Raw genomic sequence first — 24,590 nt, forward strand, 5'->3', positions numbered from 1 at the left:
ATTCCTAGTCGCGCGCGTTTCCTAGGCTTCGAGGCCGCTACGCGGCACCTCAGCCAACGGGTGAGAGGCGTCTTGGGCATCAGCGAACGGGCGCGTCAAGGAAGAGCGGTGGATGAGGGGGACCGGTCGCGGTGGGTCGGGCGTTGGGCAAGGCACGCCGCGTTTGGGCGTGCGGAGGGCGCCCATGGGCGAGGCCGGTCCCCCTCAGCCGCCGCGCACCCTGACCAGGATCCTCAGAGACATTCCTTGTCAACTCACGCTTCTGAGGCTTCGAGGCCGCTTCGCGCCACCTCAGCCAGCAGGGAGGGCGCCACGGGGCCTTCAGAGGGTGGCGAGGTTGACGTTGGTCAGCCCGGGGTGGTGGCGGCGGACGTCGAGCTTGCGCTCCAGATCCTGGATGATCGGGATGGCGAAGTTCTCCTCGTACAACTCCTGACAGCTGCCCAACCCACCGGGGCTGAACACGTTGACCTCCATCAGCTTGTCGCCGACGATGTCGAGGCCGACGAGGAACATCCCGTCGGCCACCAGCTTGGGCCGCACCACGTCCACCATGGCCAGCATCTCGTCGGTCACCTTCACCGCGACCGCCTTGCCACCGGCTGACATGTTGGACCTCATGTCCGAGCCGGCCGACTTCCGGCGGAACGCCGCGTACTTCCCGTTGACCTGCAGCGGCTTGCCGTTCATCACGAACATGCGCACGTCGCCGTTCTTCGCCTCCTCCAGGTACTCCTGGGTCACCACGTAGCCGTCGCGGGCGATGGCCTCGATGATCTGGTTGAGATTCGGCGACTCGTCAGTGTTGACCATGAACACGCCGCTGCCGCCTGAGCCCTGCAGCGGCTTGAGCACCGCCCTGCCACCGAGTTCCTTGACGAACGCGGTGATCTGGGTCTCGTCGCGGGAGATGAGTGTCCGTGGCCGCACCACCTCTGGGAAGTGCTGGAAATAGGCCTTCGACAAGGCGTTGGCCAGCGACCCGGGGTCGTTAACGACGAGCACCCCCGTCGAGGCGATCAGCTGCCCGAACGCCACTCCTGCGTTGTTGGCCCAGGCCGCACCCTGCGCATCCTCGGCCGGGTCGCTGCGCAGCATCACCACGTCGAAGTCGGAGAGGATGAGCCGCTCATCCACCTCGGGGCGCTGCACGTCCTCGAGGTAGCGCTCCAGCGAGCGGTAATGCTTGCCGTTCCCGCCACGCGCCCGCGCGCTGAGGGAGCCGTCGGGCTCATAGGAGAAGTTGCCCATCCCGATGAGCCAGGCCTCATGCCCCAGGTTGGCGGCATGCATGGCGAGGCGGGTGGTGGTGTAGACGGGCTTCTCGGTGAGGACGTCGTTGACGACGAATCCGATCTTCATGAGGCAACTCCTTGAATCAGTGCGGTGGGTTCTGTGAGACGGGACGCGGCGTCGAGTCGGTCGCGGCCGACGGAGTCGTCGAACCAGCGGGGCAGAAGTACGGGCGGATGGAGGACGGCACGCGCGGCGAGTTCGTCGATCAGAGGTAGATCCACCAGCGAGAACTTGCCGAGGAACAACCCATCCAGGCTGCCGCCACGACGCAGATGCGCCAGCAGGTCCAGCAGTCCGCGCAGGTAGATGGCGTCCTTGGTGAGGCCACCAGAACGGAACACCCGCATGACCGTGGTGAAGGCGCCGGCGGGGTGGAACCCGACGTCGACGAGGCCCACCCAACAATCGCGGAAGGACGAGCCGCCCAGCATCCGGTGCACGGTCACGACGCGGCCGGCGAGCTGCCGCATTCTCGACGCGGTCAGCTCTCCGCAGGCCACCTCCGCCAGCACCGCCAGGCCCTCCTGTGTCTCGTCGTAGCCCGCGAGCCCGGTGCCCAGCACCTGGAGTGGCTGGTGGGACCCGTTGACCTGCGTGACCAGGTGCGTGCCCACCTCGTGCTGGATGAGGGCCGTGGCGCGTTCGGCCGCCACCGACGACTCAGGCCCGATCAGCAGCAGGTTGCCCGACACCATGACGCCGGTGGAGTCCGGGCGGATCTCGGCGTGGATATCGACGTCGGGCTCCAGGGAGCGGTAGTAGTCGATCTCCTCGCGGGCCAGGTCAAGGAACTCCTCGGGCGTGAGCCGGTCCCCGCCCCAGGACTGTGGCTCGACGCGGGCCAGCACGGACTCGGCGTCGGAGAGCAGGTCGGGATGCACCCCGCCGTAGAGCTCGACGCTCAGCTGGCGGAAGTCGGCCGAGTCCCGGGCGCGCAGCATGGCGAGCTGCAGGCCCAGCTCGCGCTTCTTCCCGCCCAGCAACGCCGCGACACTCCCGTCCCGCACGGCGCCGATGTCGATCCGCTCCAGCACGTTCTGCAGCACCTCGGGGTCCGTCTCCAGCTCCCGGTAGGTGAACGACGGCTCGTCGACGTCACCGGCCAGGAACGCGTCCTTCACGTCGTCGGCGTCGACGGGGGTGACGTCCAGCACGAACCGGAAGCTCTGCCCGAGCTGGGAGAGCTGGTGGTCGATGGCGCGGTCGATCACCGCCAAGGGGCTGGGCTCAGGCATCGGGCAGCGCCTGCAGGACGGGGTCCATGGTGTGCCCGAGCGCCTCGGCGAGGAAGTCGATCCGCGCCTCGTCGGGTTCTCCGGTCCACTCGTCCATGAAGGTCTTCTTGAACTCGATGGCCAGCACGCACCCCACCCCGGGGTAGCGGTCGTGGATCCACCAGGCCAGGTTCTGGCCCTTGAACTTCACGTTCTCGCGGATGTCGAAGCCCTGGGCCTGCATGGAGCCCCGGAACGCCTCCACCACGGGCGAGAAGCGGTCCAGATCCACGCTGCCGGTGCCGAGGTTGACCTCGGGGTTCTCCTCCCAGGGCTCGGCCTCGGCGTCCTCGCCGTGCCGTCGGTGGTTGTAGGAGTGGACGTCGTAGAGGACGAACGGGCCCCGCGCGGCCACCTCGTCGAGGCGTTCCGCGAGCGCGGCGAAGAAGGAGTCGTAGACCTCCAGCGATCGGGCCACCACGGCGTCCGGCAACGGGTCGAGGGACCACATGCGCAGCCCCCACGCATCCTCCGGGCGGCGGTAGACGGTCTTGTCGCGCACGCGGTTGAGGTCGGTTTCGAAGCGGGAGCGGTTGACCCGGACCCGCGCGGGGGCGCGCGAAGCGATCCGGTCCGTGAACGGGTCCTCCTCGCGGAGCCTGTCCTCCTCGCTGAGGATCGACAGCTCTGCGATCTCGGGGCGCAGGTCATGGCCGGCGTGGATCGAGGTGGCGATGAGCTGCCCCGACCAGTCTCCAACGAACTCGTAGGCGTCCATGGCCAACTCTTACCCGCGAGAGGCCGGCCTGAAACCCCTAGCGCGAAACCGACCTCTCCTCGATCAGCGCCCGGAGCGCATCCGCGCTGCACGGGAGGTCGACCACGTGGCGGGGCAGGTCCTCGATCCCCTCGAACCGCGGCGGCCGCGGCGGCACCATCCCGGTGGCCTCGACGATGGTGTCGGCGAACTTCACCGGCAGCGCGGTCTCCAGGACCACGATGCGGCCCTCTACCCCGGAGCCGCGTGCCACGTGGACGGCGTCGGCGGTGTGGGGGTCGATCATGACCTTGTCCGCGGCGTAGACGCGCCGGATCTCGGCCAGCCTGTCCGCGTGGGTGGAGGTGCCCGCCACGAACCCGTAGCGCTCCAGCTGGCCGGCGAACTCGGGGGCGGCGGACAGGTCGAACTCGCCGGTGGCCAGGTCGTCGATGAACAGCGAGCGCAGGCGGGCGGCGTCGCGGCCGAGCAGGTCGAAGACGAAGCGCTCGAAGTTCGACGCCTTCGAGATGTCCATTGACGGCGAGGACGTGGCCAGCGTCTCTGCCGAGCCCCGCACCCGGTAGCGACCAGTGCGGAAGAACTCCTCCAGCACGTTGTTCTCGTTGGTGGCGAGGATCAGCCGGTGGATGGGCAGGCCCATCTCGCGGGCGATGTGCCCGGCCGCGATGTTGCCGAAGTTGCCCGACGGCACCGCGAAGCTGATCGGCTCGTCGCCGGGCAGCTGCAGCCAGGCCGCGAAGTAGTAGACCACCTGCGCCATGAGGCGGGCCCAGTTGATGGAGTTGACGGCGCCGAGCCGGTGGCGGGCCTTGAAGGCGGCGTCGTTGTTGAGCTCCTTGACCAGGTCCTGGCAGTCGTCGAAGACGCCGTCGACGGCGATGTTGACGATCGCGGGGTCGTCGATGGAGAACATCTGCGCCTGCTGGAACGGTGTCATCCGACCACGCGGGGACAGCATGAACACCTGCACCCGCGGCTTCCCGAGGAGGGCGTACTCGGCCGACGAGCCGGTGTCACCGCTGGTAGCGCCGAGGATGGTGATGGTCTCGCCGCGACGCTCCAGCTCGTAGGCGAACAGCTCTCCCAGCAGCTGCATGGCCATGTCCTTGAACGCCACCGAGGGCCCGTTGCTGAGGTGGGCCAGCCACAGCCCGTCGCTCAGCCGGGTGACCGGCACGACGGCGGGGTCAAGGAACTTCGCCGGCTCGTAGGCCCGCTCGACGATGCCGCGAAGATCGGCCTCCGGGATGTCGTCGACGAAGAGCCGCACGATCTCGAACGCCAGCGCTGCATAGCCTCTCTCGGCCAGCAGCGTGCGCCACTGGGCCAGGGTGTCCCGCGACACCGTCGGGTAGCTCTCCGGCAGGTACAGCCCCCCGTCGGCGGCCAGGCCCTCGAGCAGGATGTCGCTGAACCGCTTGCCGGGCAGGCCTGCAGTGTCGCGGGTGGAGACGTAACGCATGGGCGCCATGCTACCGAGCTACCAGACTCGACTAGTTCTTGATGTCGCGGCGTTCGAACAGCGGGAGGGTGACGGCCGCCGCCACCGCTGTGACGACGAGGTGGTAGGCCACCGCCTCGCCGCGACCGATCTCGTACAGCCGCTGCCCGTATGCGCTCCGGCCGAGGACGGAGCCGTCCAGCAGCGCTATGCCCTGCTGCGTGGGGAGCAGATGGGGCAGCCAGGCCGCGGCTTTGGTCTCGGACAGGATCAGCTGCGCCAGGATGTCGGCCACGAAGACACCCACCACGAGCACTCCGGCGCCCGAGGCCCCACCGAGGAGCATCGTGAGCAGTGCCCCGAGGACGCCCAGGATGGCCCCGTAGAAGCCGGCCGACAGCACGAGCGCCAACAAGCTGGTGGTGGCGTCGAGCGCGGCGTACCCGTTCATCGCCACGAACCAGACCGCCGACACCACAGTGCTGGTGACCAGCGCCGTGGCCATCAGGGCGGCGCCGAGCAGTCCGGCGACCGCGGCGCGGGCCACGACGAGCACCGATCGACGGGGCGTGAAGGTGAGCTGGGTGCCGATGGCTCCGGAGCGGAGATCGGAGCCCACCGAGAGCATCACGATCAGCAGCACCAGCGCGCCCATCAGCATGGCGTACGGCATGAGGCCGGAGTCCACGACGTCGCTGAACGTCCACGGGGTGCGCAGGTAGTCCGCGACCCTGCAGTCCGGGCACTGCTCGGCGGGGATGGTGGCGAAGATCTCCGCCGCCTCGTCGTGGTCCGCGTCGGTCAGGGGACGCGCGCCCTCCATCCACAGCACCGGCACCATGAGGCTCATCATCAGCACCCCGGCCAGGCTCCACATGGTGCGGCGCCTGTAGCGCAGCCGCGACAGTTCGGCTCTCAGCATGTTCATGCGACGTCCCGACGGCGGCCCTGGGAGCCGACGAGATCCGCGCCGGAGGTCAGATCCAGGAAGACCCGCTCCAGGCTCTGCCGATCCAGCGAGAGGTGATCGGGCCACAGGTCAGCGCGGCCGAGTTGGCGCGCGATCTCGGCGGGGTCAGGCGGAGCTGCGTCGCGGCCGAGCACCCGCAGGCCTCCCTCGGCCGGCTCCACCCGCCACCCTCCGCGCCGCAGCACCTCGGCGGCTTCGACGGGGCGGTCGATGCCGAGCCGGACGTGCGGCGCGGCGCCGGAGAGGAACTGGTCCATCGGCCCCTCCGCCACCACCCGGCCCTGCGCGATGATCGAGACCGAGTCCGCGATCTGTTCGATCTCGGAGAGGATGTGCGAGGCCACCAGCACCGTGATGCCGGCGTCGGCGAGGTCGCGCATGGTGGCGCGGATGTCGCGGATCCCGACCGGGTCCAGGCCGTTGGTGGGCTCGTCGAAGATGAGCAGCTCGGGGCGCTTGAGGAGGGTGGCCGCAATGGCGAGCCGCTGCTTCATGCCGAGGGAGTAGGTGGTGAAGTCCCGCTCCGCGTCCGCCGCCAGACCCACCTCGAGCAGCACCTCGGTGACGCGACGGCGGGTGACGCCGATGGAGTCGGCCAGCACGTCGAGGTTGTGCCGCCCGCTCATCCGCGGCGCGAACTTCGGCGATTCGACGATGGCGCCCACCCGTCCGATCACCGCGGGCAGGTCTCGCGGCACGTCGTGCCCGAGGAGCGTGACGGTGCCCGCCTGCGCCCTGACGAGGCCGAGCAGGATGCGGATGGAGGTGGTCTTCCCGGACCCGTTGGGGCCGAGCAGGCCGTGGACGCCGCCGCGTGGCACGTGGAGGTCCAGGCCGGCGAGGACCCGGTGCCTGCCGTAGCGCTTCACCAGGCCGGTGGCCTCGACGGCCCACTGTGTGCCGCCGTCGGGCCAGGAGATCTCTGACATAGGACCCGACGGTAGTCCCGGCGGGCGCTGCCGCCATCCCCCCGTGGTCTCCGTCCGGGTCAGCGAAGCGAGGACCTCGGGGGCAGCGGCGAGACGCCCCGCCGCGACATCTCGCTCCACAGCCACCACAGCGGCACCGCGAGCAGAGGCATGGCGATGAGCGGCGCCACCAGCGTCTGCAACGCCGGCAACAGGGTGAAACCGACCACCACCACCAGCCAAGCCCGGTCCCAGCGTGGGCCGGCGAGCCAGAACACGTAGAGCGGCAGCAGCATGGTCAGATACCAGGGCTGCAGCGCGGGGCCGAGCACGCAGAAGGCGGCCAGCACCGCCAGCATGAACGCCCACGGGCGCCGGGGGTCGTCGCCGCGGGGGCCGAGCTTGACCCACAACGCGACGAAGGCCGCCAGCAGCAGCACCGTCGACACGGTGGTGACGGCCGGGTTGACCACGTCGTCGGGCAGCGGGTAGCGCAGCGCCTCCGCCAGCCAGGACAGGGGCGCGTTGCTCATGGCCCCGATCGGGTTGCCGGCGGTGGGGTTGCCCCAGCCGAAGCCGAACCGCAGCGACACCAGCGCGAACACCGCGACCGTCACGGCGCCGGGCACCGCCGCGACCACGGCGAGCCTCCACCAGCCCGCCGTCGGGCTTGGGGCTGGGGCTGCGCCGTCGCGAGTCGGGGGCGCAAGCCCGTGCGGGAAGCGGGCCGCCCACCCGACGGCGACCACCCCGAGCCCGTACAGCGCCGCCGTCTGTTTCACGCCCATGGCGAGCCCCAGCAGCACACCGGCGACGAGGACTCCTCGCCACCCGCGCCACCCCAGGTCCGTGACGGCCAGGACGGCGGCGACGGCGAGGGTGACCATGACTGCGTCGTTGTGCACCCCGCCGATCCACTGCACGAGCATGATCGGGTTGAGCACGCCCGCCCACAGCGCGAGGCCCACGTCGACGCCGAATCGCCGCGCCAGCCGTCGCACCACCCAGGCCAGGCCGATCAGCGCGAGCACGTTGGGCACCCTGAGCGCCACCGTCGTCCAGAAGAGGTCGCTGCCGGTCAGCCGCGCGATCATCCCGAACAGCTCCAGCGACAGCGCCGGGTACACGGCGGTGGTCTTATGCCAGTGAACGCCCACCAGCAGCCCGGGCAGGCCGGCCTCCCCCAGGGGGGTGGTGTAGGGGTCCAGACCGCGCGCCACCATCCAGCCCTGCGCGGCGTAGGCGTACGCGTCGCGGGAATACATGGGCAGGGCGAACATCATGGGCGCGGACCAGATGGCCGCCGCCACCAGGGGATGCCGCCACAAGGGGCCAAGCTGCCACCAGGCCAGCACGAGGACGCTCAGCGCGGGCAGGGACACCAGGGGCCGCCACCAGCTGTCGCCGCGCTCCAACAATCCGGGCGCATCAGCGAATTGGGCCCCGACAAGGATCAACACCGCCAGCAGGCCCGCCGTGATCCACCACCACGGGTGCACTGGCCGGCCGTGTGGTGTGGGTCTGAGCCAGGCGGCCAACGTCACGCGGGGGCCCTCCTCCTCGGTCCAGGACGGTTCAGCCTACCCCGGCCGCGATCCGCGACAGTGCGGTGCCCCCGCCGACGGGCGGTTACCCTTTCTGAATGAACCACACGGCCGGCACCCTCCCCCAAGCCCCCGAGGCGGCAGCATGAGCAGGCATCGCGTAGTCATCATCGGCTCCGGATTCGGCGGGCTGTTCGCGGCCAAGGCGCTGACGCGGGCCGACGTCGAGGTCACGCTCATCGCGAAAACCACCCACCACCTCTTCCAGCCGCTGCTCTACCAGGTGGCCACCGGGGTGCTGTCCGAAGGCGAGATCGCGCCCGCCACCCGCGAGATCCTGCGGAGGCAGTCCAACGCACAGGTGCTGCTGGGCCTCGTCGAGGACATCGACCTGACCAACCGCGTGGTCAAGTGGCGCTTCCACGACCAGTTCAGCGAGACCCCCTACGACTCCCTCATCGTCGCCGCCGGCGCCGGCCAGTCCTACTTCGGCAACGACCAGTTCGCCACCTTCGCTCCGGGCATGAAGTCCATCGACGACGCCCTCGAGCTGCGCGCGCGCATCTTCAGCTCCTTCGAGATCGCCGAGTTCACCCGCGACGAGGAGGAGCGACGGCGGATGCTGACCTTCGCCGTCGTCGGCGCCGGGCCCACCGGCGTCGAGATGGCCGGGCAGATCCGCGAGCTGGCCACCTCGACGCTGCGCGACGAGTTCCGCACCATCGACCCGAGCACGGCGCGCGTCCTCCTCATCGACGGCGCCGCGCAGGTGTTGCCGCCGTTCGGCCCGGAGCTGGGCGCCAAGGCGCAGAAGACGCTGGAGCGGCTGGGGGTTGAGGTCAAGCTGAACGCGCTCGTCACGGGCGTCGACGAGAACGGCCTCACCATCAAGTACCAGGACGGCACGCAGGAGCGCATCGAGTCGTTCGCGAAGGTGTGGGCGGCCGGAGTCCAGGGCAACGAGCTGGGCCGCACGCTGGCGGACCAGTCGGGCGCCGAGCTGGACCGCACCGGGCGTGTGGTGGTGGCCGAGGATCTGTCGCTGCCCGGGCACCCGGAGGTGTTCGTGGTGGGTGACCTGATGTCCGTGCCCGGCGTGCCGGGCGTGGCCCAGGGTGCGATCCAGGGCGCGCGGCACGCCGCGGCCAAGATCCGCTCGCGCATCGAGCACGCGGGGGATCCGGGAGACTTCACCTACAAGGACAAGGGCTCCATGGCCACCATCTCCAAGTTCGCGGCGGTGGCGACGATCGGCTCCATCAAGCTCACCGGTTTCGTGGCCTGGGTGGCCTGGCTGTTCCTGCACCTGCTCTACATCGCCGGGTTCAAGCAGCGCGTCACCACGCTGCTGAGCTGGGCGTTGACGTTCCTCACCAACGGGCGGTCGCAGCGCGTCGTCACCAATCAGCAAATGGTGGGACGCCTGGCGTTGGAGCACCTGGGATCGAGAAGTTCTGGCAGGCTGATCAGAGGTAAGAAGGACGAACTGAAGCCTGGGGGCTGAACATGAAGGCATTTCTGCGGGTGGTGCGCGACATCGCGCTGCTGATAGCGCGCATCGTCGCAGGCGTCACGCTGGTGGCGCACGGGTGGTACCGCTGGCAGGAGACGGGCATCGACGCCCAGGTGGCCCTCCTCGAAGCAGCCGGGCTCCCCTACGGGACTGGGCTGGTGGTGACCACCATCGCGTTCGAGCTCATCGGTGGAGTGCTGCTGGCGTTCGGGCTCGCAACGCCCCTGGTGGGTTTGGGCATCGTGGTGCTCAACGTGGCCATCATCCTCACCACGAACGCCAACGGACCGTTCTACCTGCACCTGGGCGGCTGGGAGTACAACGCCATCCAGGCCGCGCTCGGCCTGCTCTTCCTCGTCTACGGCTCCGGACGCGCAGGGCTGGACGCCCTGTTCGTGCGCCCCAGGGACGAGACAGACAGCCTCATCGACGAGGCGCCTGGCACACAGACTTCTCACAGGTAACCCATAGCTGGGGCCCCAGGTGGGGTGCCACAGTAGTGCCATGGCAATCACCGATCCCCTCACGCGCCCCGACGGCACCGCGATCCGCATTCTCACCGTCGACGACGAGCCCAGCCTGATCGAGTTGCTGTCGATGGCCATGCGCTACGAGGGGTGGGACGTGTATACGGCCTCCACCGGCAGCGACGCGGTGCGCGTGGCGAGGGAGGCGCAGCCGGACGCGCTGGTGCTGGACATGATGCTGCCGGACTTCGACGGCCTCGAGGTGATGCGCCGCATCCGCGCCGAGCAACCCGATGTGCCGGTGATCTTCCTGACCGCCCGCGACGGGGTGTCGGATCGGGTCGCCGGGCTCACCGCCGGCGGCGACGACTACGTCACCAAGCCGTTCTCGCTGGAGGAGGTCATCGCCCGGCTCCGTGGCCTGCTGCGGCGCAGCGGCGCCACCAGCGTGCGGCTCGAGACGCAGCTCGTGGTCGGCGACCTGGTGCTGGACGAGGATTCCCACGAGGTGACCCGGGCCGGGGCGCAGATCAAGCTGACCGCCACCGAGTTCGAGCTGCTGCGCTTCCTCATGCGCAACCCCAGGCGCGTCCTGTCGAAGGCACAGATCCTGGACCGCGTCTGGAACTACGACTTCGGCGGCCAGGCCAACGTCGTCGAGCTGTACATCTCCTACCTGCGCAAGAAGATCGACGCGGACCGCGAGCCCATGATCCACACCATGCGCGGGGCCGGCTACGTGCTTCGCCCGGCGGGCGCATGACACGGGAGCAGCAGCGGGGGTCGCTGGCGGGGCAGCTGCAGCCGCGGCTGGTGTTGACGGTCGCGGTGATGGGCATCCTCGTGGCGCTCACCACGGTGCTGGCGCTGCGCACCATCCTGTACAACCAGCTCGACGCGGAACTCGACGCGGCGCAGGTGCGTCAGAGCCGCAGCGACGGACCCGACGACGGCCCACCCGGCCTGGAGACCCCCGGCATGAGGGTGGGCACCGTGATCGCGGCGGAGCTCACCAACGGCACGGCCCTCGGCGGGGTCGTCGGCGACGGATCCACCAGCTCGTCGATGACGGTGGCGGCGTGGGAGGCGCTGCTCGCGGTCCCGGTCGACAACAACAAGCACACCGTCAGCGTCCCCGGGCTCGGCGACTACCGGGTTCAGGCGCGCGCCACGCCGATCGGGACGGTGGTGGTCGGCCTACCGGTGGCGGACATTCAGCGGACGGTGCTGTGGTTGTCGCTGTTGGCGGCAGCTGTGAGCCTCGTGGCGATCTCGGCCACTGCTGCGGTGACGCGCGCGGTGCTGGTGAGCGCCACCCAGCCGCTGGTGGCGCTGACGGACACAGCCGACGAGGTGAGCCGGCTGGAGCTGGAGCGCGGCTCGGTGGCTGTGCCACGGGTCGAGACCGGGCCGCTGCCCGAGAACAACGAGGTGACGCGGCTGTCGACGGCGTTCAACCAGATGCTGGGGCGCGTCGAGGGGGCGCTGCTGGCGCGCGAGAGCTCGGAGGCGAAGCTTCGGCGGTTCGTGGCAGATGCGTCGCACGAGCTACGCAATCCCCTGGCGGCGATCCGCGGATACGCGGAGCTGGGGCAGCGTTCACCGGAGGGGACCCCGCACGCGCTGAACCGGATCGGGGCCGAATCGGAGCGGATGACGAAGCTGGTCAACGACCTGCTGCTGCTGGCCCGGCTGGACGCGGACGCCTCCGTGGAGCTGAGGCCGGTGGACGCCGTCGAGGTGGTCCTCAACGCGGTCAGCGACGCGCAGGCCGTCAGCCGCGACCACCGCTGGATGCTGGACCTGCCGGAGCAGGGCGTCGAGGTGCTGGCGGACGCCGACCAGTTGCACCAGGTGATGGTGAACCTGCTGTCCAACGCCCGCACCCACACCCCGCCCGGCACGACGGTGACCACCGCCGTGTCCGCGCTGCCGGGGGCGCCGTTCGGTGGGCACGCGGCGGGCGCGGGTGTCGCGGTGATCCACGTGATCGACGACGGGCCGGGGATCCCTGAGGAGGCGCTGCCGCAGGTGTTCGAGCGGTTCGTGCGGGCCGACGATGCGAGGGCCCACTCGGCGGCGCAGTCCACCGGGCTGGGGCTGGCGATCGTGCGCGCGGTCGTCGAGGGATTCGGCGGGACGGCGACGGTGGAGTCGCGGCCGGGACGGACGTGCTTCACGGTGACGCTGCCGCTCGCGCAGGCCCACACTCCGAATCCGGCCCGGTGACCACCTCCCCGGGTGAGGGGCTTTTCCAGTGGGGATTCTGGGACGGTAGACCGTCCCTGACCCCACACTGAAAATGCGCCCAGCGGCGTCGGTCCCGCTCATCGGGCCGTCCAAGGCTGTAGCCCGCTCCTAAACACCAGGAACGCCCCGCATCCACGTAGTCTCGTGGCCGTTGAAACAGCCCACCGTCGGGCCAGCAGGAAGAGAAGGACAATCCATGGAGATCACGCGCTCTGCGCTCGCCCAGATGGTGGACCACACGCTGCTGAAGACCGACGCCACCCGCGCCCAGGTCTCCGCGCTCGTCGCGGAGGCGCGCGAGCTGGGCGTGTACTCGGTGTGCGTGTCTCCGTCGATGCTGCCCATCACAGAGGATCTGGGCGACGTGAAGGTGCTCACGGTGTGCGGGTTCCCCTCGGGCAATCACACCGCTGCGACGAAGGCTGCTGAGGCGGCGGAGTCGTCGCAGCTGGGCGCCGATGAGATCGACATGGTGATCAACATCGGCCTCCTCAAGGAGGGCCGGGCTGACGCCGTCGAGGCGGAGATCCGCGCCGTGCGCGAGGCGACCACCGGGCTGCTGAAGGTGATCATCGAGTCCGCTGCGCTGACCGACGACGAGATCGTCGCGGCGTGCAAGGCCGCCGAGGCGGCGGGCGCGGACTACGTGAAGACCTCCACCGGGTTCCACCCGGTGGGCGGGGCGTCGGTGCACGCGGTGAAGTTGATGGCGGCGACGGTGGGCGAGCGCCTGGGCGTCAAGGCCAGTGGCGGGATCCGCGACTACGCGACGGCCAATGCGATGGTCGAGGCGGGGGCGACGCGGCTGGGACTGTCGGGGTCGCGGGCGGTGCTCGACGGAGCCGACGGCGTCGCCACCTCGAAGCACGTCGGCATGGGCTCCGCCTACTGACCCTGGTCGCGTGACTACTCCGCACTAGTGCGGGTTGTGCGGGGATCCGGGAGCCGACGCGCGGGCGGCCCCCTGGTGGCGGGTCGGATCTTCGTCCGTGGCATTGCTGTGGCTGGGCAGATTGAGGGCCGCCCGCGCCTCGGTTCCCGGCTCCCCGCTGATGTGCCCTGTGGCGTGGTCGGGTCCGGAGGACGGTAGTCGGGGCGGCGCTGTGGCCGGGCCTACCTGAGCGGGATGCGAGCTGGGTGATCCTCAGGATGGGCACCGCTGCGCAGTGCCGCCCCGCCTCCGTCCCCCTTGCTCGCTGGGTCCAGGGCGTCAGTCGCTGAAACGAGCATGGGGAATCGAAACGAATCCTCGAGGGTGGGGAACGGCAGGGCGGCTCCGCGTCGGGATGCCCAACCTTGGGATCACCCGGCTGGCCTCCCGCCTCGGCGGACTGTTGCCAGGGCCGCCCTGACGGGCCGCACCCGGACCCGACGACGCCACGCGCAGAACGAGTGCGGGGAGGCGGGAATCGAGGCCCGGGCGGCCTCACGACCCGACCCAAGCAGACCTGCGGGTGCGAACGGATCATGGACCAGCGGCCGCCCGGGTCTCGACTCACGGCTCCCGGCACCGGCAGCCGTTTCGGTCAGCCGGTCGGATCGCCGTCGCGCCCTCAGTCGCTGAACTGGGTGGCGTACAGCGTGGCGTACGACCCGCCTGCGGACAGCAGCTCAGCGTGGGTTCCCCGCTCGACGACCCGGCCGTCCTCCACGACGAGGATCTGGTCCGCGTGCCGCACCGTCGATAACCGGTGGGCGATGACGATCGCGGTGCGGCCGGCCCGGGCGGTGTCGAGCGCCCGCTGTACCAACGTCTCCGACTCCGAGTCCAGGTGCGCCGTCGCCTCGTCGAGGACCAGGATCGGCGGGGCCTTCAGGAGCAGCCGGGCGATCGCGAACCGCTGCCGCTCCCCGCCGCTCAGCCGGTAGCCGCGCTCGCCCACGACGGTGCCCAGCCCGTCGGGCAGCCGCCGCACCAGTCCCGCGATCTGCGCCGCCTCCAGCGCCGCCCACAGTTCCTCGGCCGTTGCTGACGGGCGGGCGTAGCGGAGGTTTGCGTCGATCGTGTCGTGGAACAGGTGCGCGTCCTGGGTGACGTAGCCGATCTCATCCTGCAGCGAGGCAAGGGCCAGCCGTCGCACGTCCTCCCCCGCGATCTCGACCCTCCCGGAATCAACGTCATACAGCCGCGCGAGCAGGTGGGTGATGGTGGTCTTCCCCGCCCCCGACGGCCCCACCAGCGCCACCGTCTGCCCGGGCTCAGCTTCGAACGCCACCCCCTTGAGCACAGGCTGGTTGGCCGACTCCCCGGCGGCGGCCGTCGGCTCCAACGACTCAAGCGACACCGTCGCCGCGTCCGGATACGTGAACCACACGTCGCGGAACGCCACCGAAGGAGGACCGGAGACGGGCTTGGCATCTGGGGCGTCGACGATCAGGGGTTCGAGGTCCAGGACCTCGAAGACCCTCTCGAAGCTGACCAGCGCGCTCATGATGTCCACCCGCAGGTTGGACAGCTGCATCAGCGGCCCGTACAGCCGGGCGAGGAGTGCCACCAGCGCCGTGAGCGTCCCGACGGTCAACTCGTCCTGTGCCGCCGCGACCCCGCCGAACCCGTAGAACAGCGCCGTCGCCAGCGCCCCGACGAGCCCCATCGTCGTCATGAACACCCGCGAGATCATCGCGATCTTCACACCCGAGTCCGCCACGTCCTTGGACTGCTTGGCGAAGATCCGATGCTCGGTGTCCAGGTCCCCGAAGAGCTTGACGAGCAGCGCCCCGGAGACGGTGAACCGCTCGGTCATGGTGGCCGACATCTCCGCGTTCTGGGTCATCCGCAGCCGCGACAGTCCCGCCAGCTTGGTGCCCACCATCCGTGCCGGCACCATGAAGATCGGCAGCAACACCAGCGCCGCCAGGGTCAGTGGCCAGGACAGCGCCAGCATTGACGCCAGCACCAGCACCAGCGTGATGGAGTTGCTGACGACGGTGGACAGCGTCGAGGTGAACGCCTGCTGGGCGCCGTTGACGTCCGACTGCAGCCGCGACACCAGCTTCCCCGTGTGCGAGCGGCTGAAGAACGCGATGGGCATCCGGAGCATGTGGTCGAAGATCTGGGTGCGCATCGAATAGATCAGCCCCTCGCCGATCCTGGCCGAGCACCATCGCTCCACGATCTGCAGCAGCGCCGACCCCACCGCCATACCGGCGACGGCGACCGCCAGCCAGATGATGACCTCGATGTCGCCCGCGAGCACGCCGTCGTCGATGATCCGCTGGAACAGCAGCAGCGGCGCCACCGACAGCGCGCTGCTGGCGATCACGGTGACGAGGAAGATGATGATGAGGCCCTTGAAGGGCGAGCCGTAGGCGATCACCCGACGGGCGGTGCCGCGGTCCAACTTGTGCTGCTTGATCGCCGGGTCCGCCGCGAGGCGCCCGAGCATCCGACCGCCGCCCATGCCGCCGCCGCCCCCCTGCCCGACGCTCATCCGCCACCCCTCGCCGCCCGTCGTCGGGCTGGTCGCCGGGGCCCGCGCCGCGGCTCACCCAGCCTAGCCGTGCCTGCATGGTCCTGATGTCGCTGAGGGCGTGCGGGGCGTTAGGCTCTGCCCATGCTGCTGAGCGACCGCGACATCCTCGGAGAAGTCCACACAGGGGGGATCCTCCTCGACCCCTGGGATCCCAGCATGGTCCAGCCGTCCAGCGTGGACGTGCGGCTCGACAAGTTCTTCCGGGTGTTCGAGAACCACCGCTACCCGTCGATCGACCCGTCGGTGGAGCAGCCGGATCTCACCCGCCTCATCGAGACGCCGGTGGACGAGCCGTTCGTGCTGCACCCCGGCGAGTTCGTGCTGGGGTCGACGTACGAGCGGGTCACGCTCGGTCCGGCGGTCGCGGCGCGGTTGGAGGGGAAGTCGTCGCTGGGCCGCCTCGGCCTGCTCACGCATTCGACGGCGGGCTTCATCGACCCGGGCTTCTCCGGCCACGTGACCCTCGAGCTGTCCAACATGGCGACGCTGCCGGTGAAGCTCTGGCCTGGGATGAAGATCGGCCAGCTGTGCTTCTTCCAGCTCAGCTCGCCTGCGGAGCATCCGTACGGATCGTCGCAGTACGGGTCGCGGTACCAGGGCCAGCGCGGGCCGACGCCGTCGCGCTCGCACCTCAACTTCCACCGCACACAGGTCTAGCGAGCCGCGCCTGGGGACTTCCCCAGAGCCTGGCTGAAACGTCGGGGGCTTCGACAGGGTCTGCGCCGCGTGCCAAAATGTCATAGCCGGTGCCGTAGTCGACACCAGCCATGACATTTGGCGAAACGGGGGTGAGGCGCCAGGGCGCTGACCGTCACTTCTGATGTCGACTACGGCACCAGAAGTGACGGTGAGGTAGGTGAGGACCTGCCGATGAAACGGAAGTTGGACGCAAGGGTGGGAGACGGCAGGGCGGCTCCGCGCAGTGATGCCCAACCCGAGGATCACCCACTGGCGTCCCGCCTGGGCAGACCTGCCCCAGGCCCGCCCTGCCGGGTCCCGCCCGAACTCGACCGCGCCACGAGGGATCCAGTGCGGGGAGACGGGAGCAGAGACGCGGGCGGCCTCGACAACCCAACCGCAGACGGGCCCGCGGCAAGCCACGAGACCCTGGACAACGGCCGCCCGGGCCTCGGCGCACGGCTCACCGCACCCGACCGCGCCTTGAGCCAACGTCGGTTTCGACGCGGGCTGCGCCGCTTCGCGGCTTGGCCCGGCTCAACCCACGAGGGGTGGGTCAGCCGCGGGGCGGTTCGATCCGCAGCGACACTCCCTCGCCGATGTCGAGGATCGTCATCATCTCCACCCGCGCGGACGCGCCGTCGCGCAGGGTGAACGGCGTGCCGTCGGGCGGGATCACGAGAGTGCCGTTGACCGCGTGGAGGTCTCGCACGAGGATATCGCCGCCCCCTGCCACCTCGACCGCCAGATGGTTGCGCGAAATGTCCAGGTGCGGGCTCGGCACCCGTAGCAGGTCGGCATCGATGAACCCGGCCGCCCGCTTGGGGTCGCGGCCGATCACGACGGCGGTGGTCACGTTGACGAAGTCACCCGAGTTGGTGTGCACCCCAGCCAGAGGAGGGAGCGGCATGGGGGCCGTCGGGGGTCCGGCGTGGGTGACGGCCGGCATCGGCGCAGTCGGCGGCCCCGCATCGATGATGGCGGGCATGCGCGCGGTCGGGGGTCCGGCGTCGGTCACGGCCGGCATCGGCGCCGTCTGGTGCCAGGTGGGTACGCCGACGGTGGGCTCGCTTCCCGGGACCTCCGCATACCCGCCCAGAAGGGGGGTTGCGTCGTCCAGACCGGGCGCGTCGGCCAGGCCCCACTCGTCGATGATCGGCTCTGCACGCCGGGCGCGCACAGCAGCGGACTCCGCGCGCATGCCCGCCAGCGCGGACGACATGCGCTCCACCGCTTCCGCGATGATCTCCCGTGAGGTGGCCAGGTTCACCCGGACGAACTGCTTCGTCTCCGGTGAGAACTCGCGGCCGAGGTTGAACCGGACACGCCCCGCGTCGTGGAAGTGCTTGCCGGGGCTGTCGAGCCCCAGCGCCGCGCAGTCCAGCCACGCCAGGTATGTGCCGGCGGAGGGCGTGTAGCTGAGCTCAGGGACCTGTAGTGACAGCTCGTCGGCAAAGAACTCCTTGTTCGCCGCGACCTCTGCAGCCGCCTCGGCCACCCAGTCGCGCGCCTCGTTGAGCGCTGCGGAGTGTGCGAGCACTCCGAAGTAGCTGGCGCCGTCGGGGGTCATGGGGTTGAGCTTCTTCAGCAGCCCGCGGTCGCCGATGATGAGCGCGGCCTTGATCGCCGCCAGGTTCCAGGACTTCGACGCCGACGTCACGATCAGCGCGTTGGCCGCTCCAGGCACCGCCAGGTAGGGGGTGTGCTCCTCCCCCGCCAAGGGGGCGTGAATCTCGTCGGAGACCACCACGACGCCGAAACGTTCAGCCAGTTCCGCGACCTTCGCCAGCTCGTCGACGGTGTGGATGGTCCCGTTGGGGTTGTGCGGCGAGCACAGCAGGTACACCTTCGGCCGCTGCTCGGCGAACGCTGCCTCCAGCCCGTCCAGATCCAACCGATCCGATACCAGCGGCACGTCGGCGATCCGGCGCCCGGTGCTGGTCACCACGTGCCGGAACGGTGGGTAGATCGGCGAGTTGATCACGACGGCGTCGCCCGGCTCGGAGCAGGCGAGGACGGCCTCGCGCATTCCGGTGACCACGTCCGTGGCGAGCTTCTGGTCCGCCACGTCGATCCGCCAGCCCCACTGCCATTCGGCGTAGTCGGCGAATGCCTCCTGGTAGGCGGGCAGCTCCGGGTAGCCGGTGTCGCCGTCGGCCAGCGCCCGTTCCAGCGCTTCCCGGATGGGCGGCGCCAGGTGGGCGTCCATCTCGGCAACGAACAGGGGCAGCACGTCGGGCTCCCAGCGCCGCCACTTGATGGTGCCGCGCCGGCGCAGCTCGCGAAGGGGGACGTCGAAGATCGCCATGAGCCCAACCTAGCGAAGTGCGGCATAATGGACCCGTCCGCACGGCATTGATGAGGCCATCACCTCGGAGCTGCCGGAAGAACGGCGGGGTCACCCCGCTCAGTAGAACCGGCCGCGGCATGAACAAGAGGGGCGCTTCGGCGTCCAAGGAGGGTGGTACCGCGGGCTTCGGCTCGTCCCTTCACAGCTCAGCGAAGAACGATGAGAAGGACCACCCGATGACCGACGACCCCACCATGGACACCCCCGGCTACCTCGCCGTCCCCGCGCAGGTGGACTTCCCCGCACTTGAGCACGAGATCCTCAGCCTCTGGGGCGAGCGCGACACCTTCACGCGCTCCCTCGAGCGCACCGCCGGCGGCGAGCCGTGGACGTTCTACGAGGGCCCGCCCACCGCGAACGGCATGCCGGGCACGCACCACATCGAGGCCCGCGTCTTCAAGGACCTGTTCCCGCGCTACAAGACGATGCGCGGCCACCGCGTGGAGCGGAAGGCCGGCTGGGACTGCCACGGCCTCCCCGTCGAGCTGGCGGTGGAGAAGGAACTCGGCTTCTCGGGCAAGGCCGACATCGAGGCCTTCGGCATCGAGGCCTTCAACGCGCAGTGCCGCACCTCCGTGCTCCGCCACGTCGACGCGTTCACCGAGCTCACCGAGCGGATGGGCTACTGGGTCAACATCGACGAGGCGTACGTGACGATGACGCCTGAGTACGTCGAGTCCCTGTGGTGGGCGCTGAAGCAGATCCACGGCAAGGGCCTCCTGGAGGAGGACTACCGCGTGGCGCCGTATTGCCCGCGCTGCGGCACGGCACTCTCGGACCACGAGCTCGCGCAGGGCTACGAGGACATCACCGACCCGTCGATCTACGTGCGCTTCCCGCTCACCTCCGGCCCGCTCGCCGGCGAAGTGGACCTGCTGGTGTGGACGACGACGCCGTGGACGCTGGTCAGCAACACCGCCGTCGCGGTGCACCCGGAGGTCACCTACCGGGTGGCGACCCACCCGGAGCAGAAGGCCCTGGTCATCGCCGAGCCCCTGGCCGACAAGGTGCTCGGCGACGAGTGGACCCTCACCGACACCTTCACCGGCCGCGACCTTGAACGTTGGGCCTACCAGCGCCCCCTCGAGCTGGTGGAGTTCCCGGCACCCGCCCACTTCGTGGTGCTCGCCGAGTACGTCACCACCGAGGACGGTTCCGGCCTCGTGCACCAGGCGCCGGCGTTCGGCGAGGACGACATGCACGTCTGCCGCGCCTACGGCCTCCCGTTCGTCAATCCCGTGCGCCGCGACGGCACCTTCGACGAGGACCTCGACCTGGTCGGCGGGCAGTTCTTCAAGGACGCCGACAAGGCGATCGTGGCGGATCTTCAGGCCCGCGGCCTCATGTTCCGGGTGCTGGACTACACGCACAGCTACCCGCACTGCTGGCGCTGCCACACCCCGCTGCTCTACTACGCCATGCCGTCGTGGTACATCCGCACCACCAAGATCAAGGATGAGCTGCTCGCGGAGAACGAGGCCACCACCTGGCACCCGGAGACCATCAAGCACGGCCGCTTCGGTGACTGGCTGAACAACAACGTGGACTGGGCGCTCTCGCGGACCCGGTACTGGGGCACCCCGCTGCCGATCTGGCGCTGCGAGGATGACCATCAGGTGTGCGTCGGGTCCCGTGCCGAGCTGAGCGAGCTCACCGGTACCGACCAGAGCGCGCTGGATCCGCACCGCCCCTTCGTCGACGACATCGCCTTCCCCTGCCCCACCTGCGGGAAGGAATCGCGGCGCGTTCCGGAGGTGATCGACGCCTGGTTCGACTCCGGCGCCATGCCGTTCGCCCAATGGGGCTACCCGCACGTGCCCGGCTCCGAGGAGGTGTTCGCCGAGCGCTACCCGGCGGACTTCATCTGCGAGGCCATCGACCAGACCCGCGGCTGGTTCTATTCCCTGATGGCAATCGGCACCCTGGTATTCGAGCAGTCCTCCTACCGCAACGTCGTCTGCCTCGGGCACATCCTCGCCGACGACGGCCGCAAGATGAGCAAGCATCTCGGCAACGTCCTGGAGCCGATCCCGCTCATGGACCAGCACGGCGCGGACGCGGTGCGCTGGTTCATGGCCTGCTCCGGCTCGCCGTGGGTGGCCCGCCGCGTGGGCCACCAGGCCATCGGCGAGACGGTCCGCAAGGTGCTGCTCACCTACTGGAACACGGTGGCCTTCCACACCCTCTACGCGCGAGCCGCGAACTGGACGCCCTCGGGCGAGGCGCCGCCGGTGTCCGAGCGGCACGTGCTGGACGTCTGGCTCACCTCGGCCACCCACCAGCTCATCGTCGACACCACCCGCGCCCTCGACAATTTCGACACCCAGCACTATGGCGCGGTGCTCAGCCAGTTCATCGACACGCTGTCCAACTGGCACGTGCGCCGCTCCCGCCGCCGGTTCTGGGCGGGCGACGACGGCGCCCTCTGGACGCTGCACGAGACGCTCAATGTGCTCACCCGCCTGCTGGCGCCGATCATGCCGTTCGTCACCGAGCGCGTGTGGCAGGACCTGTTCTACGCGGCGGATCCCGAGGGCCCGGACTCTGTGCACCTGGCGGACTGGCCGGTGGCCGACGAGTCGCTCATCATCCCCGAGCTCAGCGAGGCGATGGAGCTGACCCGCCGCACCGTCGAACTGGGCCGCGCGGCCCGGGCAGAGTCGAAGGTGAAGATCCGGCAGGCGCTGCGCCGGATGCTGGTGCCGTCGACGATCTTCGAGCGACTCTCGCCTGACCTGCAGGCCGAGATCCGCGCCGAGCTCAACGTGGAGTCCATCGAATCGTTCGCCGCCCACGGTGATCTGGTGGACTACTTCGCCAAGGGCAACTTCCGCAACCTCGGCAAGAGGTTCGCCAAGCGGACCCCGATCGTCGCCAAGGCGATCGCCGAGTTGGACGCCACCTGGCTGGCCACCCAGCTCCGCGACCTCGGCCGCGCAGTGCTCGACGTGGAGGGCGAGGCCGTGGAGGTCACGCCCGAGGACGTGCTCATCACGGAGCGCCCGCGCGAGGGCTGGTCGGTGGTCAACGAGCAGGGCGAGACGGTGGCTCTCGACCTCGAGCTCACGCCCGAGCTGATCCGCTCGGGTCTGGCTCGCGAGGCCATCCGGTTCATCCAGGAGTCGCGGAAGCGCGCGGGCCTGAACGTGTCGGACCGGATCATGGTGGAGCTCGAGGCGGACGCCGAGCTGGCGGAGGCCGTCGAGGCTCACCGGCAGTTCATCGCCGACGAGGTGCTGGCGGTTGCGCTGACCGTCGGCCCCGTCGAGGCTCCCACGGACGAGGACAGCGAGCTCGGCCTCAGGGTGGCCCTGCGCAAGGCCTGACCACCTGCCGTGGGCGTCGGACCCTTGACAGGGCACGACGTCCACGGTTGACTCGCTACATCCATTGTGTGGTCACCACCAGTCCCAACACGCCGGATATGGGGGGACGAGGAGGCTGCCGTCACCCCAGGTCGACGGTGGCCTCCTGGTGTGTCATGCCTGCCTGATGCAGGCACGCCTCCGCGATCCGCATCACCTCGAGCGTGTCGTTGAGGGGCATCGTCGGGGATTCCGTCAGCCCCTCGCGGATGCGCTGGGTCACCTCCGCGAACTCGTGGGAGTACCCGCGCCCCGTCGGCATCGCCTCGATGATCCGGGGAAGCACCCCGTTGCGATGCACGGTGAGCATCGACGGGTGGTGGAAGCGGGGCTCCACCTCGATCCAGCCCTTCGTCCCGACGATGACCATCCGGCCAGGGCCGTAGCCGTCGAACCCGAACGTCAGCGACGACAGGGCATCGCCGGCGTGCACGAGGTTGACCGCCGAGGCCCGCTCGACACCCGACGGGTACAGCCGGGACCGGCTGCAGATCTCCTTCGCGTCTCCGAGGAAGGCCTGCGCGAAGCTGATCGGATAGACGCCGAGGTCCAGGATCGCGCCGCCGCCGAGCTCGGGCGCAAAGAGGCGGTGTTCGGGTTGGTACTCGCGGAACGAGTAGAGGTCGCCTTGGACGCCGACGACGTCGCCGATCCGTCCCCAGGCCACCACCTCGCGCGCGGCGGCGATCACGGGGAGGAACCGGGTCCACATCGCCTCCATCGCGAACACGCCCTTCGCGCGGGCGGCATCGACCACCTGCTGGGTCCCGGCGAGGGTGGCGGTGAAGGCCTTCTCCACCAGGACGGCCTTGCCGTTGGCGATGGCCGCGAGAGCCACGTCGCGGTGCTGCGGGTGAGGCGTGGCGATGTAGACCACGTCGACAGCTGGGGACTCGAGCAGCTCGCGGTAGGAGCCGAACGCGAGCCTGATGTCGTGGTGGGCGGCGAACTCCTGCGCCTTGCCCCTGGTCCGCGACGCGACGGCCACCAACTCCGCCCCGGGGACGAACTGGAAGTCACCGGCGACGCCTTGCGCGATAGCGCCTGTTCCTACGATCCCCCACCGGACGGTATTCATGGCCCCAGGCTAGTGCCGGACTCCTGCCCAGGTGCGGGAACCTCGTCGGGATATCCGGTCGGGGAGGGTGTCAGCCACAGGCGATGAGGTAGAGGCGCTCGACCGGCTCGTCGTCGGAGACCAGGTAGGTCTCGACGTAGCCGAGACCCGCCGCCTCCACCGCCCTGCGCACCTCCGCCACGTCGTGCCGCACGAACGTGAGATTGACTGCCTGCCCGAACCACTCGTCGCGCCTGTCCAGGGTTGCGCCGGTTTCCATCGCCAGCGCGAGCACTCCGTCCGGCAGCAGCACCTCAGCGAGCCCACGGATGATTCCTCCGAGCTCGCTGGGCGCGAAGTGCGCCAGCGAGTGCCAGGCCACGACGGCGCCCCATCCGGCGGCGGTGGTCGGGCGGAGCAGCCGGCGCATGTCACCCACCTCGACATCGATGTTCGGGTGCCGCGCGGCGGCCTCCGCGATCATCGCCGTCGAGACGTCGATGCCCACCGGATCAGCGCCCTCCTCGGCCAGGAACGCCGTGACCGCGCCCGCCCCGCAGCCGACGTCGGCGGTGCGATGCGGGCCGGCGAGCTTGGCTATCCGGGCCAGGAACCATTCCTCGAACTCCCCCAGCGCCCGGCGGTCCTCCGCGTAGGCCGCCGCGACCGCGTCGTAGGCGGCCACGACGTCGGCGTCGCGCGCCGCCACCCCCTCCGCCAGCACCTGTTCCCGGTCAACACCGGCTGGAGCCGCGCCGACTGGCGGCTCACCGAGGAGGTGCAACCACCGGGCGTCCTGCTGTCCGGGTTTGCGTTCGAGTTGAATCACGAGGGGCTCCTCGCGCGCCGCCATCTCAGCCAGGCATGCCTCCACCGCCGCCCGATCCGCGAAGGGGCGCAGCCGCTCGGCGCGGGTCTTCAGCTCTCCTGCGGACTGCGGGCCGCGCAGCAGCAGCAGCGTGAGCAGCGCCCGTTCGTCGTCGGCGAGCCCCAGCGCCGGCACCACCGACTGCGCGTACTTGAGGGTGCGTTTGCCGTAGTCAAGCCAGGTCACCCGCACCCAGCCGCGTTCCTTCAGGGAGCGCAGCGCGTCCTGCACGGTCCGCTCGTCGTACTCGACGACGGGCTCGCGGCTGTTCTTCTGGTTGCAGGCGCTGCGGAGCGCGTTGAGGGTGAGGGGGTAGGTGTCCGGGACGGTGATCTCCTTCTCCAGGAGGCACCCGAGCACGCGCTGTTCTTCGGCGGTGAGGATCGGCAGCGTCACACGCCTGACCCTACCCTCG

Annotated in this window: 18 protein-coding genes; 7 read left to right on the forward strand and 11 right to left on the reverse strand. The window is 69.8% G+C overall.

Annotated features, from left to right (window positions below; all coding sequences use genetic code 11):
• Positions 1-321: 321 nt before the first annotated feature.
• The 7 genes from ACX1D1_RS15080 to mptB are packed head-to-tail and all read right to left on the reverse strand — an operon-like array spanning position 322 to position 8,154.
• The gene (locus tag ACX1D1_RS15080) at positions 322-1,362 is read right to left on the reverse strand and encodes a glutathione synthetase (protein WP_459055239.1); all 1,041 of its coding nucleotides are present in this window, start codon (positions 1,360-1,362) and stop codon (positions 322-324) included.
• Positions 1,359-2,531 (reverse strand): peptidase MATCAP family protein, encoded by a 1,173-nt coding sequence (locus tag ACX1D1_RS15085; protein ID WP_459055241.1) that lies wholly within the window; start codon positions 2,529-2,531, stop codon positions 1,359-1,361. The genes ACX1D1_RS15080 and ACX1D1_RS15085 overlap by 4 nt, the downstream gene beginning before the upstream one ends.
• A complete protein-coding gene (locus tag ACX1D1_RS15090) occupies positions 2,524-3,288 on the reverse strand; it encodes an N-formylglutamate amidohydrolase (protein ID WP_459055242.1) in 765 nt (254 codons plus the stop codon). The genes ACX1D1_RS15085 and ACX1D1_RS15090 overlap by 8 nt, the downstream gene beginning before the upstream one ends.
• Before the next feature lie 37 nt (positions 3,289-3,325).
• Positions 3,326-4,753, reverse strand: a complete 1,428-nt coding sequence (gene thrC / locus ACX1D1_RS15095) for a threonine synthase (RefSeq protein WP_459055244.1) — start codon at positions 4,751-4,753, stop codon at positions 3,326-3,328.
• Between the two features lie 31 nt (positions 4,754-4,784).
• Positions 4,785-5,660, reverse strand: a complete 876-nt coding sequence (locus ACX1D1_RS15100) for a patatin-like phospholipase domain-containing protein (protein WP_459055245.1) — start codon at positions 5,658-5,660, stop codon at positions 4,785-4,787.
• A complete protein-coding gene (locus ACX1D1_RS15105) occupies positions 5,657-6,631 on the reverse strand; it encodes an ABC transporter ATP-binding protein (protein WP_459055246.1) in 975 nt (324 codons plus the stop codon). The genes ACX1D1_RS15100 and ACX1D1_RS15105 overlap by 4 nt, the downstream gene beginning before the upstream one ends.
• A 59-nt stretch (positions 6,632-6,690) precedes the next feature.
• The gene (mptB, locus tag ACX1D1_RS15110) at positions 6,691-8,154 is read right to left on the reverse strand and encodes a polyprenol phosphomannose-dependent alpha 1,6 mannosyltransferase MptB (RefSeq protein WP_459055248.1); all 1,464 of its coding nucleotides are present in this window, start codon (positions 8,152-8,154) and stop codon (positions 6,691-6,693) included.
• Positions 8,155-8,299: 145 nt separating this feature from the next.
• On the opposite strand from mptB, the gene ACX1D1_RS15115 reads away from it, so the two are divergent.
• The 5 genes from ACX1D1_RS15115 (at position 8,300) to deoC (ending at position 13,276) form a co-directional block, all read left to right on the forward strand.
• Positions 8,300-9,658 carry an NAD(P)/FAD-dependent oxidoreductase gene (locus ACX1D1_RS15115; protein ID WP_459055249.1) on the forward strand — a complete coding sequence of 453 codons (1,359 nt, stop codon included), beginning with the start codon at positions 8,300-8,302 and terminating at the stop codon, positions 9,656-9,658.
• A 2-nt stretch (positions 9,659-9,660) separates the two neighbouring features.
• Positions 9,661-10,131, forward strand: a complete 471-nt coding sequence (locus ACX1D1_RS15120; RefSeq protein WP_459055251.1) for a DoxX family protein — start codon at positions 9,661-9,663, stop codon at positions 10,129-10,131.
• A 40-nt stretch (positions 10,132-10,171) separates the two neighbouring features.
• Positions 10,172-10,897: a response regulator transcription factor gene (locus tag ACX1D1_RS15125; protein ID WP_459055253.1), complete on the forward strand. Its 726-nt coding sequence runs from the start codon at positions 10,172-10,174 to the stop codon at positions 10,895-10,897.
• Positions 10,894-12,363 (forward strand): sensor histidine kinase, encoded by a 1,470-nt coding sequence (locus ACX1D1_RS15130; protein ID WP_459055254.1) that lies wholly within the window; start codon positions 10,894-10,896, stop codon positions 12,361-12,363. The genes ACX1D1_RS15125 and ACX1D1_RS15130 overlap by 4 nt, the downstream gene beginning before the upstream one ends.
• 217 nt (positions 12,364-12,580) lie before the next feature.
• Entirely contained in the window at positions 12,581-13,276 is a 696-nt protein-coding gene (deoC, locus tag ACX1D1_RS15135; RefSeq protein WP_459055255.1) for a deoxyribose-phosphate aldolase, read from the forward strand.
• 661 nt (positions 13,277-13,937) lie between these two features.
• On the opposite strand, the gene ACX1D1_RS15140 is transcribed toward deoC, so the two are convergent.
• Positions 13,938-15,815, reverse strand: coding sequence for an ABC transporter ATP-binding protein (locus ACX1D1_RS15140; protein WP_182781506.1), 1,878 nt, complete (start codon positions 15,813-15,815; stop codon positions 13,938-13,940).
• A 123-nt stretch (positions 15,816-15,938) separates the two neighbouring features.
• On the opposite strand from ACX1D1_RS15140, the gene dcd reads away from it, so the two are divergent.
• Positions 15,939-16,514 carry a dCTP deaminase gene (dcd, locus tag ACX1D1_RS15145; protein WP_459055257.1) on the forward strand — a complete coding sequence of 192 codons (576 nt, stop codon included), beginning with the start codon at positions 15,939-15,941 and terminating at the stop codon, positions 16,512-16,514.
• 577 nt (positions 16,515-17,091) lie between these two features.
• Here the strand turns inward: dcd and ACX1D1_RS15150 are convergent.
• A complete protein-coding gene (locus tag ACX1D1_RS15150; protein WP_459055259.1) occupies positions 17,092-18,843 on the reverse strand; it encodes an aminotransferase class I/II-fold pyridoxal phosphate-dependent enzyme in 1,752 nt (583 codons plus the stop codon).
• 218 nt (positions 18,844-19,061) lie between these two features.
• On the opposite strand from ACX1D1_RS15150, the gene ileS reads away from it, so the two are divergent.
• Positions 19,062-22,211 carry an isoleucine--tRNA ligase gene (gene ileS, locus ACX1D1_RS15155; RefSeq protein ID WP_459055261.1) on the forward strand — a complete coding sequence of 1,050 codons (3,150 nt, stop codon included), beginning with the start codon at positions 19,062-19,064 and terminating at the stop codon, positions 22,209-22,211.
• 121 nt (positions 22,212-22,332) lie between these two features.
• On the opposite strand, the gene ACX1D1_RS15160 is transcribed toward ileS, so the two are convergent.
• Positions 22,333-23,328 carry a Gfo/Idh/MocA family protein gene (locus ACX1D1_RS15160; protein ID WP_182798806.1) on the reverse strand — a complete coding sequence of 332 codons (996 nt, stop codon included), beginning with the start codon at positions 23,326-23,328 and terminating at the stop codon, positions 22,333-22,335.
• A gap of 70 nt (positions 23,329-23,398) precedes the next feature.
• Positions 23,399-24,571, reverse strand: a complete 1,173-nt coding sequence (locus ACX1D1_RS15165) for a DUF480 domain-containing protein (protein ID WP_459055263.1) — start codon at positions 24,569-24,571, stop codon at positions 23,399-23,401.
• Between the last annotated feature and the right edge of the window lie 19 nt (positions 24,572-24,590).

It is taken from the genome of Tessaracoccus luoxuelianae, from assembly GCF_054483915.1.